The 16528-nt window shown below is 43.8% G+C and carries 10 protein-coding genes; 3 read left to right on the top strand and 7 right to left on the bottom strand.

Annotated elements, in window-relative coordinates:
* Position 1 precedes the first annotated feature (1 nt).
* From ABMY45_RS10750 to ABMY45_RS10730, 5 genes are all read right to left on the bottom strand, one after another.
* Positions 2 to 2185 (bottom strand): beta-ketoacyl-[acyl-carrier-protein] synthase family protein, encoded by a 2184-nt coding sequence (locus ABMY45_RS10750; RefSeq protein WP_349288871.1) that lies wholly within the window; start codon positions 2183 to 2185, stop codon positions 2 to 4.
* Complete coding sequence (locus ABMY45_RS10745; RefSeq protein ID WP_349288870.1) at positions 2178 to 3674, bottom strand: AMP-binding protein; 1497 nt, start codon at positions 3672 to 3674, stop codon at positions 2178 to 2180. Before ABMY45_RS10745 ends, ABMY45_RS10750 begins: the two co-directional genes overlap by 8 nt.
* A 34-nt stretch (positions 3675 to 3708) precedes the next feature.
* Positions 3709 to 4002, bottom strand: coding sequence for a phosphopantetheine-binding protein (locus tag ABMY45_RS10740; protein WP_010369398.1), 294 nt, complete (start codon positions 4000 to 4002; stop codon positions 3709 to 3711).
* A gap of 137 nt (positions 4003 to 4139) precedes the next feature.
* A complete protein-coding gene (locus ABMY45_RS10735; protein ID WP_010606259.1) occupies positions 4140 to 5759 on the bottom strand; it encodes an aromatic amino acid ammonia-lyase in 1620 nt (539 codons plus the stop codon).
* A 650-nt stretch (positions 5760 to 6409) separates the two neighbouring features.
* Entirely contained in the window at positions 6410 to 7069 is a 660-nt protein-coding gene (locus tag ABMY45_RS10730) for a hypothetical protein (protein WP_349288869.1), read from the bottom strand.
* A 280-nt stretch (positions 7070 to 7349) separates the two neighbouring features.
* Between ABMY45_RS10730 and ABMY45_RS10725 the strand changes: the two genes are divergently transcribed.
* Complete coding sequence (locus ABMY45_RS10725) at positions 7350 to 7943, top strand: ATP-binding cassette domain-containing protein (protein ID WP_349288868.1); 594 nt, start codon at positions 7350 to 7352, stop codon at positions 7941 to 7943.
* Between the two features lies 1 nt (position 7944).
* On the top strand, positions 7945 to 9018 hold the full coding sequence (locus tag ABMY45_RS10720) for a DUF6136 family protein (protein WP_349288867.1): 1074 nt from the start codon (positions 7945 to 7947) through the stop codon (positions 9016 to 9018).
* 9 nt (positions 9019 to 9027) lie between these two features.
* Here ABMY45_RS10720 and ABMY45_RS10715 read toward each other — a convergent pair whose 3' ends face one another.
* On the bottom strand, positions 9028 to 11016 hold the full coding sequence (locus ABMY45_RS10715; protein ID WP_349288866.1) for a winged helix-turn-helix domain-containing protein: 1989 nt from the start codon (positions 11014 to 11016) through the stop codon (positions 9028 to 9030).
* Between the two features lie 168 nt (positions 11017 to 11184).
* Here ABMY45_RS10715 and ABMY45_RS10710 point away from each other — a divergent pair, with 168 nt between their 5' ends.
* The gene (locus ABMY45_RS10710; RefSeq protein WP_349288865.1) at positions 11185 to 13443 is read left to right on the top strand and encodes a DUF5916 domain-containing protein; all 2259 of its coding nucleotides are present in this window, start codon (positions 11185 to 11187) and stop codon (positions 13441 to 13443) included.
* Positions 13444 to 13563: 120 nt separating this feature from the next.
* Here the strand turns inward: ABMY45_RS10710 and fadE are convergent, their stop codons facing one another.
* A complete protein-coding gene (gene fadE, locus ABMY45_RS10705; protein WP_174168514.1) occupies positions 13564 to 16017 on the bottom strand; it encodes an acyl-CoA dehydrogenase FadE in 2454 nt (817 codons plus the stop codon).
* Between the last annotated feature and the right edge of the window lie 511 nt (positions 16018 to 16528).

Genomic DNA, 16528 nt, shown 5'->3' with positions numbered 1-16528 from the left:
CTTATTTCCTTACTGTTCGTAAAATACATCCCGTCATACTTCCCGCGAGATTAACGCTTAGGAGTAGGGTTTGATCTAACTCGGTATCACCAGCTGGGGTGTTGAGTGCATGCATTAGCGCACGCACTGCTAATTCTGTACTGTGTAGAGGCGTGGTTTGTGGCTGATATTTTATAAGTTGGGCCTGTGGTAAATGGCTGTCCAAGCTTGCTGCAATGGTGGCAAACGCTTCATCGTGATAAGTACTTAACACGACATTGCCCACTTGGCTCAGCTTCCTAGCATGGCTTGCCAATAATCTGTCTAGTGCTTGATGCTGCTGCGCATCATTGATTTGAATGAAATCAATAATTTCTGCGAGAGGTCGGTAGCCTGCCGGTAACACCTCGCTGGTTGCCAAGAGTGCTGCGCTGGAAAAATGACCGATATCTGCTTGGAATTGATGTGCAGCCCAGACTTGCTGCGAGAGTGCAGTATCGTCTTGCGAGCTACATACCATCGCATATCGACTTCGACCTTCACGCATATCAAGTGCTGCGCTCCAAAGCGCATGTAAAAAGTCATTGCCTAAATCACTCACACAAGTGGCCGAGTTTTTAAAGCCAAAGCCGAGCGCCAGTTGCCCTAATGTGGCATTGACGACGGTATTGGGGAAGTGCGTACTTTTTAGCTCTGCAATGCCATCTTGAAATGATGCGAGGTTTTTATCTAAGGTTTCCAGCGAGCCAATGGGATTAGCATAGTAGGCTGCGAATTCTGGCAGTGGTAATTGCGCTAGATCGAGATCGCTGTCTTGTAAGGTAAATTGACAGGCACCCAAGGCAAATTGTGCAACACACGGTGTACGGCGCTGGAAAAGTGCTGGGAACTGCTGTTTTAAGTTAAATTCAGCAAAGTGGTCGGTACTATTTTGTCTAGCATTGTACACTTCAGTATCAGACAGGCTGGTGGCGGCAAGTAGATACACCGGTTTTGTCGCCGTGTTAATCGACGTTTTCTGGTGTTTACTGAGTAGCATGCTGGTGTTGTGACCACCAAACGCTGAGTTAGTCACCGCAAAAACATCAACAACCTGAGATTTCGCCTGATTGGTGACTAATTGATACGCTTGGCAACACGACCTTATTGAGTCGACACCCAGTGTTGCTGGTAGAAGTCCTTCATCCTGGCTGACCAAAGTTGAAATAAGTTCTACGGCACCAGCGGCACCAAGGGTATGACCAAAGTAAGATTTACTACTTGAAACCGAGACGTCGCGCATGGCCTGTTCACCAATGGCTGATTGGATCCCTTTTAGTTCTGCGCCATCATTTGCTGGCGTACCAGTCCCGTGGCTGTTGATATATTCAATAGCACTTGCTGCAACGGGCGCATAGGACAATGTCTGCGTAAAAGCGCGGCGTACACCATCGCCCTCGGGGTTAGGCGCTGTAGCGTGGTGAGCATCTAAGCTCGACCCTGTCGCGAGCAACTGATATCGCAGCGTTGCGTTACGCTGATTGGCATGTGTTTGCGATTCAAAGACTAAAAAGCCTGCGCCTTCACCTAAACTTAATCCCATTTTTTCGCTGTACGGAGCACAAGGTTCAGGACTCAAGGACTGTACCGACTGAAAGCCGCCGTAAACCAGCTCGCTCAGGGCATCCGCACCGCCAGCAATGACGACATCTGCTTGGTCGTTTTCGATAAGTTGTTTAGCAAAAGCAATGGCACTGCTACTTGCGGTACAGGCCGAGGTGAAAGTCATTACAGGGCCCTGAATACCGAAGTGGCGGCTGACATCGGTTGCAATTTGATGTGGTGGATAAAACTTAAACCCCAGTTGGTGCTGACCTTTAAGGCTCTCCATCAATGAAAACATACCGCAGTTTGCATTACCGAGAATAAATGCCACACGGGTGTTGTCCATCTGAGTTAAGGCTAAATTTGCATGCTCAAGTGCTTCTGTAACGGCATGGATAGCGTATTGGCTCGCCAGATCCATATCAAAATGTTCTGCGCTGTGGTTCTCGTAGTTGATAGCGAGCGCCCCAACATTGTGTGTTAGTCCCTGTGTGTCGAAACGATTAATGCGGTCAATACCAGTGCGGTTTTCCTTGATGCTAGTTAGCAGCGCTTGGCGATTCTCGCCCGCTGCGCAGAGCACACCATAACCAGTAATGAAAGTTTGTTGTTTATTATTCATGTACGCATTCCTGTAGTGCCGAGAGGGTGATTTTGCCGAGCTCGTTTTCTGGAAATTGCGCCAAAAAATGAACCTGCGGCGTGGGTAAATCTTTAAACCAACTTCTGATGTCCTGAAGTGTAGGGATGCAAGATAGTCCTTCGACAAAGGCGACCAGCTCGCCCCCTTTATTATTGTTATTGTCCTCGATAAAAAACACGCGATGGCGAAGTCCCGCAAAGCGTTCTTGGAGGATTTTTTCTATACTTTGTAGCGAGTAGCGTTTACCTGCATACTTAAATATTTGGTCTGCGCGCCCACCGTGTGTGAATTGGTTTTCATTGCTGAAAATCAGCTTATCTTTGAGCTCAAACTCTTCACAATTAGCCACTAAAAACGGCGATCTCAACATGGTTTTACGCTCGGCATTTTGATAAATGTCGACCGCAGTGAACTTAGTAAAGTGTGTTTCGTTGTTGCCTAATGGACGATAGCCGATACCGCCGGTTTCAGTGCTGCCTAGTACCTCAAAAGCTTGTATTGAAAGTGATAGGGAAGAAATAAGGTCGGCAAGCTTTTGCTCTTTCTCACCTTTGAATGGTGCACCTGAGCTTATTAAGTAACAGTGGTTTTGACTTAACTGATCGGCCACAAAGTCAAACATAGTTGGCGTTAAGATCACACCTACCTGTTTATCTCTTACTGGTTGTAAGTCCGGTGTAGAACCAAGTTCGTAACACACCGGTTTGCCAAGTTGCAGAGGGAGCATAAATGCCCAAATAAAACCGAACATGTGGCGGATATCAACGCAGGCACAGAAATAATCTACTGCGTCAAACGAGAAAGTGTCAGCAAAGGTGAGGGCTTCTGCATGGAGTGAGGCGATGGATTTATGCCAAGTTTGTGGCTTGCCTGTGCTGCCTGACGTTTCAAAGCCAATTGTCTTATCGCTATGCTGTTGTAAAAATGCCGTTATGGAACGAAACGGAACTTCTACCTCTTGATTGGCAAGCGGGAGTTCTCGCCAGCTAAACGCATTGGCGTTCGAGGCCGCATTCGCACTTAATACCGGAGTGATATTGTGCGCTAATAACACCATAGTGCTCACAATGATATCGCAGGGCGTGCTGTCTTTGATAAGGCGAGCCTGACCGATGATCTCACACTCTAGACTACGCTGTATCAGTGCTAGTAAATCGGTCTCTTTGAGAGAGGTGACTTGATCTGCCCAAGTCTCCAAGGGTGCTGCTTGTTTTTGTTGCGTTAAGTTTAACGCTATTTGACGTGTTAGTGTCGCCAAAGTTACAGTGCTCAATTCGCCCAAGTCTTTTAATTGGAACGCTTTTTTACATGCAGCAGATAACTGCATAAGGTCGACCGAGTCGAGAAACAGTGGCGCCTCAATTAAATTGGCGTCGTCACTTAGTACGTCTAGTTGTTCTTTATCTACTTCTAACTCAGCTTCAATCAGTTGCATGAGTGTTGAACGAATGGCACTGTATGTTTGCATGGTGTCCTTCCAAGCGAAAATGGTTACGGTCAGATCAACAAGCTTCAGCTGTTGTTTGTGCTTCAACTTGTTCGTGAACAAAGCTAGCTAAGGTACTGACGTTTTTCATTTTTTCTTGAATGGTTTGTTCTGGGTAATCTTTGAACTTAAGGTTGTATTTTTTCTCGATAGATACCACAAGATCGAGCACCTCGATGCTGTCTAGATCTAGACCGTCACCGATAAGTTGAGCATCATCTTCGATTTCATCAATGCTATCTACCACTTCTAAATTGTCTACAATGATGTCTTGTTTAATAAATTGTGTTATTGATTCTAAGCTACTCATTTTTATATCCTTTTTAGTTTCTCTGGTGTGTAGTTTACGTCTCATTAGCGGTTTTTGAGCAACAACAAGCCCTAGCTGGCTGCAGTGAAGCTGCCAGCTATAGCGTTATCGTCATCTCAAAAATGACTTAGAGAGGGTTACTGCTCATTAAATAGGGCGTTAACCATATTGTTGATTTCGACATCCATCGGCCTATCTTCAATGACTGGTTGGAAGTTGCTGCTAATTTCGTCGAAAAACTCGCGAGAAAGTGCGTTGAGTTTCTCTGCTTTTGCATCTTTCCCATCAACATAAAATGCCTGGCGGATCGCCATTGCCTGAATAGCAATAACTGGCTTGATAAGATCTGTAATACGACGAAGGTCACGTGCGGCGATGGTGCCCATGCTGACGATGTCTTGGTTTAGTGCTTCTGTTGTGCGTGAAAATACTGACATAGGGCCTGCATTTTTCAGTGCTTCTGCAACAAGAGAAGAAGAGGTAATTTGCATTGCTTTGAAACCGTGGTGTACCCAAGCTTTGTCGCCAAGATCTTCACGCGCAACCAAGTTGTTAGAAATTCCACCGTTAAGACGGTCGTCAACCAAAATGCCTAATTCACGCTCTAGTAAGGCGCCCATGTTTGCAACGAGTGGCTTGAGGGTATCGCACACCGCTGCAACGTGACCACCGTAGAAGTGACCCGCGTTGAGGATAAGGTCGTTCTCATCATCAAATAGTGGGTTATCGTTCACAGAGTTGATTTCAGTCGTTAGGATCTGTGATGCCCACATCTCAGCATCAATTAATGGACCTAACACCTGCGGAGAGCAGCGAATTGAATAGCTATCTTGTAACCTGAACGTTTCTTGCTTGCCAAACTCAATGTTGTCATCGGTGCGGTTTCTGCGACCTAAACGCTGATCGACGTTAGTTAAGCGTTCTAGAATTTTCTCTGCGCAGATCTGCTGTCCGCGGTGTGGTTTAAGTTCGTGTACGCGTTTATGGAATGGCGATGCACGACCTTCGATAAGTTCGACATAAAGCGCGATCAGTTTACAGCTTAAATCAATGCCGCGGCGGATGTCTTTTAGCGCATTCGTGGCGATGGCAGACATAACCGAAGTACCATTCATGATAGCTAAACCTTCTTTCGGCTTTAGCTTGTATGGCGCAATGTTTAGCTCTTCTAACACTTCAGCGGTTTCACGTAGTTGTCCTTGATAGTACACCTTACGCTTACCACCAAGTGCGGCACCGACATAAGAAAGTGGTGTTAAGTCGCCACTCGCACCCACTGAACCCATAGAAGGGATAGCTGGGATGATGCGGTTGTTTAGAAAGGTTTCCATTTGCGCCAGCAATTCCCAACTAACGCCTGAAAAGCCTTTGGCATTACAGTTCATGCGGATCAATAAAGTCGCGGCACAATCAGACTCTGAAAGGTAATCACCAACTCCACAGCCATGATAAGCAATGAGGTTTTGTTGTAATTCTTCAGAGAGAGAAGTCGAAATACGGTTACTTGCTGAGTTACCAAAACCAGTCGTCACGCCGTATATATCTTCTTGATTTGCTAATTTATTGTCCAGGTATTGACGGTTTTGCTCGATTCTAGCTTTTAGTGCCAATTCGTCCAATTTTACTTTGGATAAGGGCTGAGCTGCGTAATCTTGCACTGACTCCAGAGAAAGTGATTGATCTTGCGAGATGAAAACAATACTACCGAGCTTTTTCTCGACCTGAATTGCTTCCTTTTCTGTGTTGTACTGGTTCATGACTTTCCTACTCTGACTAAAATAATGAATCCGATTGTGATTTTCACAATGCTTATATTTTTGTATGGCGGGAAATTGTTTAGAAAACCCAATCATACTTGTTAGAGGCGAGTACTACTTAACCAACGTCCCGTGTGTGCCAATCCGCTAACTTGGTCGGCTTTGTCGCGATACTATTGTCGCTATCTTTGTTACAAGATTATTTTATTTGTAAATAAAAAATATTAAATGTGATTTTTTGATTGTTGTGTTTTAAGAACGGCGGCTAGGTTAAGCCCGAGTTTTCAGGGTGTCAACACGAAAAATTTGACATTTTAATGTTAAATAAATCTAACGTTAACATAATTGAAATGTTATAAAATGATTGCAATATGGAGTTGTTAATAGCTATTTTTTATCTCTATGAGATATAAAGAATTAATTGATTTTTAAAGCTAAAACTCTATTTTTATTGCACGTGGAAAGTTTAATAAAACTGACTTATGACAAATGTCACTATTTTGTATGGTCGGATCTGAAAATGAATAGAATTGACTTATTTCGGCAGAAAGTTGAATTTTTTGTGAATAAAAAATGCGTTATAAATATAAATCTAGACGGCTAACCGTTGAGGTTGCCGGAATATCGGCAGCCTCAAAAACACTAATTAGTTAGTATTCTAAAACGGTGCTCATTAATCCAGTTTCACCGACGACGAGTAAGTAAGAGCGGTCTAGTGATGCATTGCAAAGACTTATAACCTCATCACCCATCATAATATCTTGATTACAGTCATCCACTTGATACCAGCTACTGACTTCTCCTTTATCAAATTCAACGTCTGAACCGTTAATATTTAATGTCATTGTTTTGGAAGCTAATACTCGTACGGTAAATTTATTATCGTGATCATCTTTAGACTTTCTAACCACCTTTATATCTAAGGTATCGTTGCCATCCTGCATTACAACAAAGTGATAATCTCGGTCATTACTTACCTTAATTTTTTCTTGTTCTATCATGCCAAGCTTGTTGACTGACTCAGCATAAAAACTGATTTCACGGTTGGTGTTATGTTCGTGTGTTATGCGTACGGGTTCTGAACCGGAAGCTAGTACTTTGACGCGATATTTATCGTCAGCGACATTTCGTTCATCACCGTCTAGCTCAGTGTTAGCAAGGTGAAATGCAATTTCATAATCGGTGGCATTAACCAAGTTATATTGGTTTTTATAGATGTCAGAACCGAAGTTGGCGGTCTCGATATCTTCAGACGAACATGCTACCGCTAATAGGGATAGGGTGGCTGCAGTTAGGATACGAAAGTTCATAGTTGATCTCCTTTATCAATATTTTGAACATAGGTCGTTATTCAAGCGATTTCGGAGCAAGAGTATAGGATGGAAAAATGAAAGGTTACTTAATGATGTTTATAAGATGTTAAAAAATGTAGAGTGTAAGGCTTTGTTACAAAATAAGGTACGTAATATATGTCATTTTACTTTCTAACTAGGTGATAAATATTGGCTTTTGTAATAAGTTAAGTTTTATGACAACTACATTTTTAAACATAAATATAAATCCCTATTTGGATTTATAGTGTAGAGCAAGATGATAACGATAAAATCTCTAAGTAAAAGCTTCTCCAAAGAGGTACTGTTTGACAATTACTCACAAGAGTTTGAGCATAATAGAATTTGTTTAGCGGCGCCGAATGGCGTAGGGAAAACCACCTTACTGTGCATGATTGCTGGGCTTGATGATGCGTTCAATGGCGACATTCTATTACAAGACAAGAAAATCGATAAACGCCAAACACTTGTTGCACTTGCGTCAGACAACATTCCATTTCCTGCTTTTTTGCGTGCAAAAGAGTTATTAACTCTCACATCAACCGCATGGCAATGTGATTTTCCTTCGCAGCTTGTAAACGACTTTCAGTTTGAAGGCTTTTTAATGACGCGCTACGCGGATCTCTCCTCTGGTAACAAAAAGAAGCTTCAGCTTATTAATGCCTTGATGCGTAATACCCCTTATTTATTGCTCGATGAGCCTACTGCAGCTTTGGACGCGGCAGGCTGCGAATATATCGTTGAGCTCGCGCAAAACTACGCTGGCATGGTGCTGATGACAAGTCATGAGCCTGAACCTTTTTTACAAGTTGGATTTCACTCTATTCCCTTAGCACCAAAACAGGGTAGTTAATATGCTTTATTACTATCGTTACAGAAAAGCATCACTTTCCTTATCGCTGCAAGCGATAGGCCAGCAACTTCAGCAATTTGGCTTGATGATAGCTGCATTGTTTCAAGTTTATCTGCTAGGTTTTATCGCAATACTATTTATGGGTATAGGTAAAATTGTAGAAAGTGATAATCCCGTTGCACAGGTACAAATTGCGTGGGGATTACTTGCGGCGCAAAGCTTTATTCTATTTGTGTTTCGAGATGCGGTTTTGGACAAAGCGCACCGAAGTTACCACCACACGATCCTGCATCGTACCATCCATCAAAAAGTGGCGGATGGATTGTCCGTACTGGTTGTTCACCCCTTATTATTGATGACGCTAATTCTTTGCTACTCGATTGGAATTGAGAAAATCACACAAGCATGGCATTTACTGTTTTTTGCGGTGACGCAATTCTTCGTTGCTCTTTGTTTTATTTATCGTCCTTTGGGGACCAGTATTGGATTATTGATAACAGCTATTATCAGTTTTGCTGTTGTCGAAATTACTTGGTATTTGATTGCTGTAAACCTAATAGTGTTTGGCTGTGCTGCTTTGCTACCGCGTAAAGTGACGTTATCGGTAATGGTTAAAGGGTTGACGACATTTTGGCTGAGCTTTGCTTACAACCACTATTTTGTGTTGCTTTGGCGCATTGTGATGAGTGTGTTGGTGCTATGGTTTGGCGCGATCTTAAGCGCAGAGCGCCCCGATCTGATGGCAAATTACGTTCCAGGTCTGGTGACGTTAAATCTATTATGGTGGTCGAGCCTTGCCATTGATCTCAAACCTGAAGTCTACGACCGCACTGCATATTGGTTGAGTATAGATAAGCTGCAATCGGCAAAGCAGAGTATCTGGATTATTGTGCTGACGGCTGCCGTCTGTTTTTCAGTGCCTGTCTATATGCTATTAGGACTGAGTGCGGTGAGCCTATTACCTTATGTCTTTCTACCACTTTTAGTGTTAAGTGCATTAAAAAGTCCACAGCATTTAGCTATGACTTGGCTCAGCACCTTAGTGCTGAGCTATACCGTGTATGTGCTTTTGTAATGATAATCGTTAGTTAGCAGCTTCAGGTAGGCGAGTCAGTTTCTTGATATCGCCTTCTACACTTTCCATCTTTGCTATGAGTAGATCCCCAAGCGCGTCGATATCGTAGTGCCAAATCAAGTGGCCGACTTTTTTAAGCGTAGGGTTTTGCTCTGGCATCAAGGTGAGTTGCCAAATGTAGTCCTCTTTTGACCAAGCGGATTGCCAATAGATGTCGTTGCCGCGAATTCTTAAGTTACTAAATTGATTGGTTTGTTTTTGACTTAACGCATATTTATTTAACGCCTCTGAGTCGCTTTCGAAGAGCGTCTCGTACTCAAGCAGTAGGTTTTGTTGTAGCACAAACCAGGTTTGTCTTTCGGGGTGATAAAAGACAAAGTCAGCTGTACTATCATGACTGCTGATAAGCGCCCCAGACAAGCTGTATTGGTTTAATGTTTTGCCGTCATAAGCCCATAGTGTTTGCTCATCTATCCAGCCCATGCTTTTGACGGGCAGACTCAGCTGTGAATTGAACTGGGTGAGTGGGCGTTTTCGGTCGTATATCACTAAATCGTTATCACGGTTTGAGGCCAAATAGCTCAGCTCTGGACTCCATACTAAAAAACCAACGTATTCATGCCCCTGATGAAAGGAAAGCTGATTGATTTTATCATCGTGATATAGATACACCTCGCATACGCCGCTGCGCCTCGACATAAACGCCGTTTCCCCCAAGCTGTTGGTCAGTGGTAGATAGTCGATGCTTGAGCTTGAAAATAAGGGGAGATCATCTCGGTCTTTGATATTAACTTGAAAACTCTCCAATGCCGCGAATATATCGCCGCGATTATCGCTTGAGAAGCTTGTGTATAAGCCAATTTCCGTTTCTTTGATGGCTTGACTGTCACCGTCTCTAAAGTGTCGCGATAGGCTGCCATATTGGCTCGCAATCACAGCTTGATGATAAACATCAAACGCAACTGAAGTGACTGGAGCTGACCACTTTAGATGTACCGTGCCATCGAGCGTTTGTAGTCTTGCGAACCCTTGTTTATCTTGAACTAAATAATAGGTTTTATCTTGCCATGCTCGAAGGGCCATTTTTAACCGCTCGTTGGCTGCCAAAGCAAGTGGCAGCTTAACCATTTGATGGGACTCAAGCCGGTAAAGGTGTGCTGCTTTGGCATTATATTGGCCGAACGTTAGGATGAGCTCTTTGTCATTTTTCCAAACGGGTTTAGTACCAACTTGGCACGGAAGAATTTGAGAACTGTGGAAAAATTGCCCTGCGGCAGTCATAACATGAAGTTGACAGCCACTACCTTGATATTGCCAGAATGCCAGCTTATCTGAGTCGGGGCTCCAACTTGGAAAACTGATCCGCGAATCAAAGCTGTGTTCATTTAATTGAAAGCCTTGTTTGTTGGCAATAATAAGGTGGGTAAAATCTTTCACATAGGCGATGAGATCTTGGCTTTGGTGGGCATCAACGTCAAATTCAAGGCCAAGCTCATGACTAAGGCTAGAGGTTTCGTAGCGTGATGGTGTTTTTTCAGTCGGTGTTTGATTAAAAAAGGCGATCGCGCCAAAGCATAGAACCGCCATTGCGACGGCACTGAGTGATAAAATACGGGACTTGGCGATTACGTTGACTGGTTTTGCCGTATGACGAGGTGCTATTTCATGCTTTTCTAGTGGCGCGATAAAGCGATAGCCCCGCTTTGGGATGGTTTTGATGTAAATTGGGTTTTTAGGGTCGTCCCCGAGCACTTTTCGCAGTTTAGTCAGAAGCTGATAAAGACTATTAGGTTCGACAACCGCATGTTGCCACAGCTGTTCGGTAAGCCAATATTTCTCTAGCACTTCGTTATGATGCTCAATAAAAAGCGCGAGTAACCTTGCCATTTGTGGCTCAAGTTTTACGGTTTCTTGGCTTTGCCTATGTGTTAGGCAATCTTGCTGGAGATCAAACTGCCAATGTCCAAAACAAACCATCTCTACTTCCTGTGCCTGCACGCTGAGTACCAATTTCAATAATTAAAACCAATTGTTCCCATAACGTTAGCGTTTCTTAAGATTAAGTCAATGTTTATAAAGGTTAAGTCAGCTTTCTTCAGAAAAAGTTAAGAACTTTTTACGGCAAAGTTTGTTGCAATAGCAGGCATAACTCTGAGGAAAGTATGTATGAATAAAAGCAATAAATTTTGGCTCGGTTTAAGTTATCCCATGATGGCAGGAGCTGCACTTGCGGAACCTATCGTGGTTGATGGTAAGTTGAATGAAGCGCAGTGGGGTTCAGCTACACAGTTTGAACAATTTGTTCAGGTTGTGCCTGTAACTTTGGCATCTGCCAATGACAAAATTACCGCAAAAGCTTTTGCAACCGCCGACGGTGTTTATATTGGTATTAAAAACTTCCAGAATAAAGCCGAGCGCAAGCGACAATTCAATATCCATGACCGCTTTATGCAAGCTGACTTCAATCGGGTAGTTGTGGACTTTTCAGGCGACGGTAGTAGTGCATATCAATTTTCGGTGACATTAGGTGGCGGCTCGCAAGATGGTGTTGTAACCCCAAGCTTAAACGTGGATTACGATTGGGATGGGGACTGGCACTATGCCAATCACATTGACGATACGTATTGGACCACGGAATTATTGATCCCTTGGCATACAGTGTCGTTTCAGCCAGGAGATGAGCAGGGGCTTACAAAGATTGGGGTTTCGGTACAGTTGTATGAACTTAAAAGTAATTTTATCTATGCAAACCATGAGGATACAACAGCAAATAGTGATTTCTTCCTGACCATGCCAAAGATCGCAGCACAGATCCCCGCGCATTCTCAATTGGCATTTGTGCCTTACTTTGCGCATCAGGCTCAATTTGCACCGCTAAGCACTTCACCTTCCGAGCGCCAGCACCAGTCCGATGTTGGCTTTGATTTGTTTTACAAGCCTTCTCATCATCAGAAGGTGAGTCTTGCCGTGAATCCTGACTTTGGTCAGGTGGATATCGATGATGTTGACGTGAATTATTCAGCCGTGGAAACGCTTCGCACCGATAAACGTCCATTTTTCACCCAAGATATCAGCCTTTTTGACGTTGCTGCACTTGAAAGCACTAAGCTTATTCATACTCGTCGGATAGGGGCATCAAGTGATGATGGTACACGCGCAATCACCCCCATAGATGCGGCACTACGATTTGTGCATAAAGGAAAGTCGGTACAATTTGGTACTTTTGCTGTGTCTGAGTCGGACTTTTCGGACGATATTGGTAAGCTGTTTTTTGCAACAAGAGCTAATTATCGCACGCAAGATTGGCAGGCCGGTGTGCTTGCGACCAAAACAGAACGACCATTTCTTGAACGCGATGCCATGAGTTATGCCGTTGATGGCCAGTATCGTAGTGATACTTGGTCTTTCAAAGGCGCGCTATTGCAAACAGAGGTAGAAACACAAAAGCAACGTGTTACAGGTCAAGGTATATCGCTAGACGCGGAGTATCAACTTTCTTTACAGACGAAGTTCGCTGCGCGCTACTTTGCTGTGGATGACGAATTTGATAACCGTGATCTCGGCTATATGAAACGCAATGACTGGCAGGTGAGCGAGCTTTATGGTGAATACTCGATGCACCCAAAAGACAGCTGGTTTACCAGGTTTAAGCAGTCACTCACACTGAGGCATGAGCAAAATAATGCTGGAACAGGTTTAGCGGCCAGACAAGCATATTTAGCGCAGTTTTTGTTGGCAAATGGTGGTCAGCTCAACCTCGGGCTAGATTATTACACTAGCGGTAAACAAGACAACTTAGGGCGAGGCACTGAGGTGTTTGAGATGCCAAGCCGTGTGGAGTCTCGGGTCTTTTATCAAAGCCCTTATGTGGGGGATTTTTCTTGGGCTGCGAGTATAGAGCTTGACCAAGAAGGAATATCAGGCTCTGCACAGCAATACGCCGTGGATTTGACGTGGATGCCACACTACAACTGGAACCTTAAGTTGAGTAATTTCTTTAGAAGCGGTGATGGCTGGCTGATGGCGAACGGGCAAAACCGCTTGAGTGAATACGACAGAGATGAGTTTTCCAATAAGTTGGAATTTAACGGTCGGATCACCGACAACCTTGAACTCAGTGGTTCGCTACAGTGGACGATACTTGAAGCGCAAAGTAAGACGATTTATCAAATTACCAATGGCGAGCTTCGCGAAATTCATGGTGACACCAGTTTTGACGACAGGCGCTTAGCAAGCCAGATAAAACTGCGTTATCGCATGGGTGCATATTCAGATATTTTTTTAGTGTATCAACGCGGAGGTGCAAACTTTTCGACACTTGAAAAGTCGCAAGTCGGGCGCAGAGACTGGTTTGGTAGTGTCGCTGATTTATGGCAGCAACCAGTGCAAGACTTAGTGACGTTTAAAGTGCGATATTTATTTTAAAACACTAGAGCTGTGTTCCCCCGGCTCTAATCTGCCAAGAAAAAAGGTCAGAAAATTCTGACCTTTATATCCACGCTAATTGCTATGGTAGTATGGATCACACTACCTAAACAAAAATAGTTATGCTGCGTCTGCTTTACTTGATTCCTTCGTTCTTGCTTTACCGGCAAGTAACTCTTCAGGGTCAAAGTCATCAACGTTGATAACGGCAAGACGTTTTGCTTCAACGGCAGTCAATTTAGCTGCTTCGTCTTCGCTCAGTACACCTGCTTCAAGCCCCATTGCTGCTACTTTATCAAGTTGCATAAACGGTAACTTTTTACCAGTACCACGGCATACCTTTTCAAATAACGGCTCTACGGCAAGAATGTCTTTTAGCGTTTGCTCTTGCTTACCAAGCAAGCACAGAGGCTCATCTTTTAAGTAGATGTGTGTTGCAAGGCGGTCACGCGTTTCGCTAGGTACTTGAAGTAGCTGAGCAAGTTTGTGCTCCATTTTGTCGGTTGGTTTACGAACCGGACGACCAAATGGGAACAGTACCACTTTCAACAAACCACGTAATGCAGCAGAAGGCATGTTGTTGATTAAGTCAGCAAGGGCACGTTGACAAAGGTACAGGTGCTCCTGACAAGACCATTGCACAAAAGGTAAGTCTTCTTTACGACGACCTTCATCGTTATAGCGCTTAAGCGTTGCAGAAACCAGATAAAGGTAGCTTAATAAGTCGCCCAAACGTGCAGAAATACGCTCTTTACGCTTCAGTGAACCACCAAATACAGCCATACAAATATCAGACATTAATGCCAATGATGCACTGTAACGAGCAGCATTACGATAATAAACAGCGGTTTCATCGTTAAATGGTACTTTGGTGAAACGTGCACCGGTTAGCGCTAACCACTTAGTTCTTACCAAGTTCGACATAGTGAAACCGATGTGACCCATCAAGGATTTATCGAAGCTATCAAGCGCTTCTTGTTTATCTTTGATAGAACAAGCTTCAAGTTCAGCCAGTACAAAAGGATGGCAGCGAATAGCGCCTTGACCGTAGATGATCATGTTACGGGTTAGGATGTTTGCACCTTCTACCGTAATTGCAATTGGTGCACCTTGGTAACCACGGCCAACGTAGTTGTTTGGACCTAGACAAATCCCTTTACCACCATGAATATCCATGGCATGGATGGTTGAAGCACGCATTTGTTCGGTTAAGTGGTACTTCAAAATGGCAGAAACAACCGAAGGTTTTTCACCTAAATCTACCGCGCCAGTTGACATAGTCACCGCAGCATCAGAGCTATACGCATAGCCACCCAGTTTCGCTAGTGCCTCTTCAATCCCTTCCATCTTACCGATAGGCAGTTTGAACTGGCGACGAATGCGGCTGTATGCGCCACTTGCAACTGCAAGGGATTTAATACCACCGGCAGAGTTTGAAGGTAGCGTAATAACACGACCAACCGACAAACACTCAACCAGCATGCGCCAGCCTTGTCCTGCCATTTTTGCGCCACCGATAATGAAATCGAGTGGTACAAACACGTTTTCGCCTTGGGTAGGGCCATTTTGGAATGGCACATTCAGTGGGAAATGACGTCGGCCAATTTTTACGCCTGGCGTGTTTGTAGGAATAAGCGCACAAGTAATACCTAACTCTTCTTTATCACCTAATAGACCGTCCGGGTCGCGCATCTTAAACGCCAGACCAAGTACAGTCGCAACAGGTGCTAAAGTAATATAGCGTTTGTTCCACGTTAGGCTAATACCTAATACTTCTTCACCTTCCCATTCGCCTTTACATACCACACCAAAGTCAGGGATAGATGAAGCATCAGAGCCCGCTTCTGGTGACGTTAATGCAAAACAAGGGATTTCATCACCCACTGCTAGACGAGGTAAGTAGTGTTCCTTTTGCTCGTCAGTACCGTAGTGCTGAAGTAGTTCGCCTGGGCCTAACGAGTTAGGTACGCCCACGATAGACGAAAGTAAAGTTGATTTACTGGTAAGCTTTTGTAGTACACAAGATTGCGCGTAAGCTGAAAACTCAAGACCGCCGTATTGCTTTTTGATGATCATCGCAAAGAACTTGTTGTCTTTTAAGTATTGCCACACGTCTTTCGGTAAGTCAGTCAGTTCGTGCGTTGCTTCCCAATCGTTAAGCATGGCACACACTTCTTCCACCGGACCATCCAAAAACGCTTGCTCTTCAACGCTCAAGCGTGGCTTAGGAAACTGATGAAGTTTATCCCAGTTTGGGTTACCACAAAATAGATCGGCTTCCCACCAAGTTGTACCTGCATCAATCGCTGACTTTTCGGTTTCTGACATTGTCGGCGTAACTTTTTTGAACGCTTTAAATGCTGGAGCCACGATGTACTGCTGACGCAGGTTCGTTACTGAAAGCGGAATAACAATCGCTAAGAAAATTAACCAAGAGATAATGCCAAATGCACCAGCAAAGGTGCCAACTAGCATTGTAACTGCTGCAATACCTAGAGCGGTATTCCAGCTTGCGCGATGATAGCTTGCTGCGCTGAGCAAGGCTAACAACGCGAGAACAAATATAAGTGTCATGTTGTTCTTCCTTATAAGAGGTCTGACCACCCAGTTAGACTAGCTGGTTAACGCTGATATTTCAAGCGTCTTCATACCCTCTATGCGAATTAGTTGATGCCTTGTTGTGACATATTATTTACGTTTTGTACTGAATCTGAGTGTTAAATGAGTCATGCTTCTCATGTCAGTAATTTAAAAGTTATTGATTACACCCCAGCTATAACCTGAGAGAATTTTCAACGCTATTAATTACTGATCGATATTTAAGTGTAATGAACGTAGTGCAATATGACGAAAATGCACATGAAATTTCTTTCAGAGAAGTTCGTTATCTGTGCATTATAATTGCCAAAACTTCATGTCGGATTTGCATTGAAATACACGCTAATGTTTCTACAATTGGGTTAAGCATAGCCACGAAATGGTGCTTTTAAGAATTGCTAAGGAGTAGCAAATGCAGTCCATTTTCTTGGTAGCTATGTGAGTTAGGATTTATCGCTACGACCTAGTGTAGCGGTTGATATTGCTG

This window comes from Pseudoalteromonas sp. XMcav11-Q (assembly GCF_040104525.1).
In the GTDB taxonomy this organism is placed as follows: domain Bacteria; phylum Pseudomonadota; class Gammaproteobacteria; order Enterobacterales; family Alteromonadaceae; genus Pseudoalteromonas.
The sequence above is the reverse complement of the archived record's forward strand: the minus strand, read 5'-3'. Positions and strand labels throughout refer to the sequence as shown.

Coding starts and splice junctions, on each gene's coding strand:
- ABMY45_RS10725 (WP_349288868.1), top strand. CDS start 7,350: ATGATAACGATAAAATCTCTAAGTAAAAGCTTCTCCAAAGAGGTACTG.
- fadE (WP_174168514.1), bottom strand. CDS start 16,017: ATGACACTTATATTTGTTCTCGCGTTGTTAGCCTTGCTCAGCGCAGCA.
- ABMY45_RS10745 (WP_349288870.1), bottom strand. CDS start 3,674: ATGCAAACATACAGTGCCATTCGTTCAACACTCATGCAACTGATTGAA.
- ABMY45_RS10720 (WP_349288867.1), top strand. CDS start 7,945: ATGCTTTATTACTATCGTTACAGAAAAGCATCACTTTCCTTATCGCTG.
- ABMY45_RS10730 (WP_349288869.1), bottom strand. CDS start 7,069: ATGAACTTTCGTATCCTAACTGCAGCCACCCTATCCCTATTAGCGGTA.
- ABMY45_RS10740 (WP_010369398.1), bottom strand. CDS start 4,002: ATGAGTAGCTTAGAATCAATAACACAATTTATTAAACAAGACATCATT.
- ABMY45_RS10710 (WP_349288865.1), top strand. CDS start 11,185: ATGAATAAAAGCAATAAATTTTGGCTCGGTTTAAGTTATCCCATGATG.
- ABMY45_RS10735 (WP_010606259.1), bottom strand. CDS start 5,759: ATGAACCAGTACAACACAGAAAAGGAAGCAATTCAGGTCGAGAAAAAG.
- ABMY45_RS10750 (WP_349288871.1), bottom strand. CDS start 2,185: ATGAATAATAAACAACAAACTTTCATTACTGGTTATGGTGTGCTCTGC.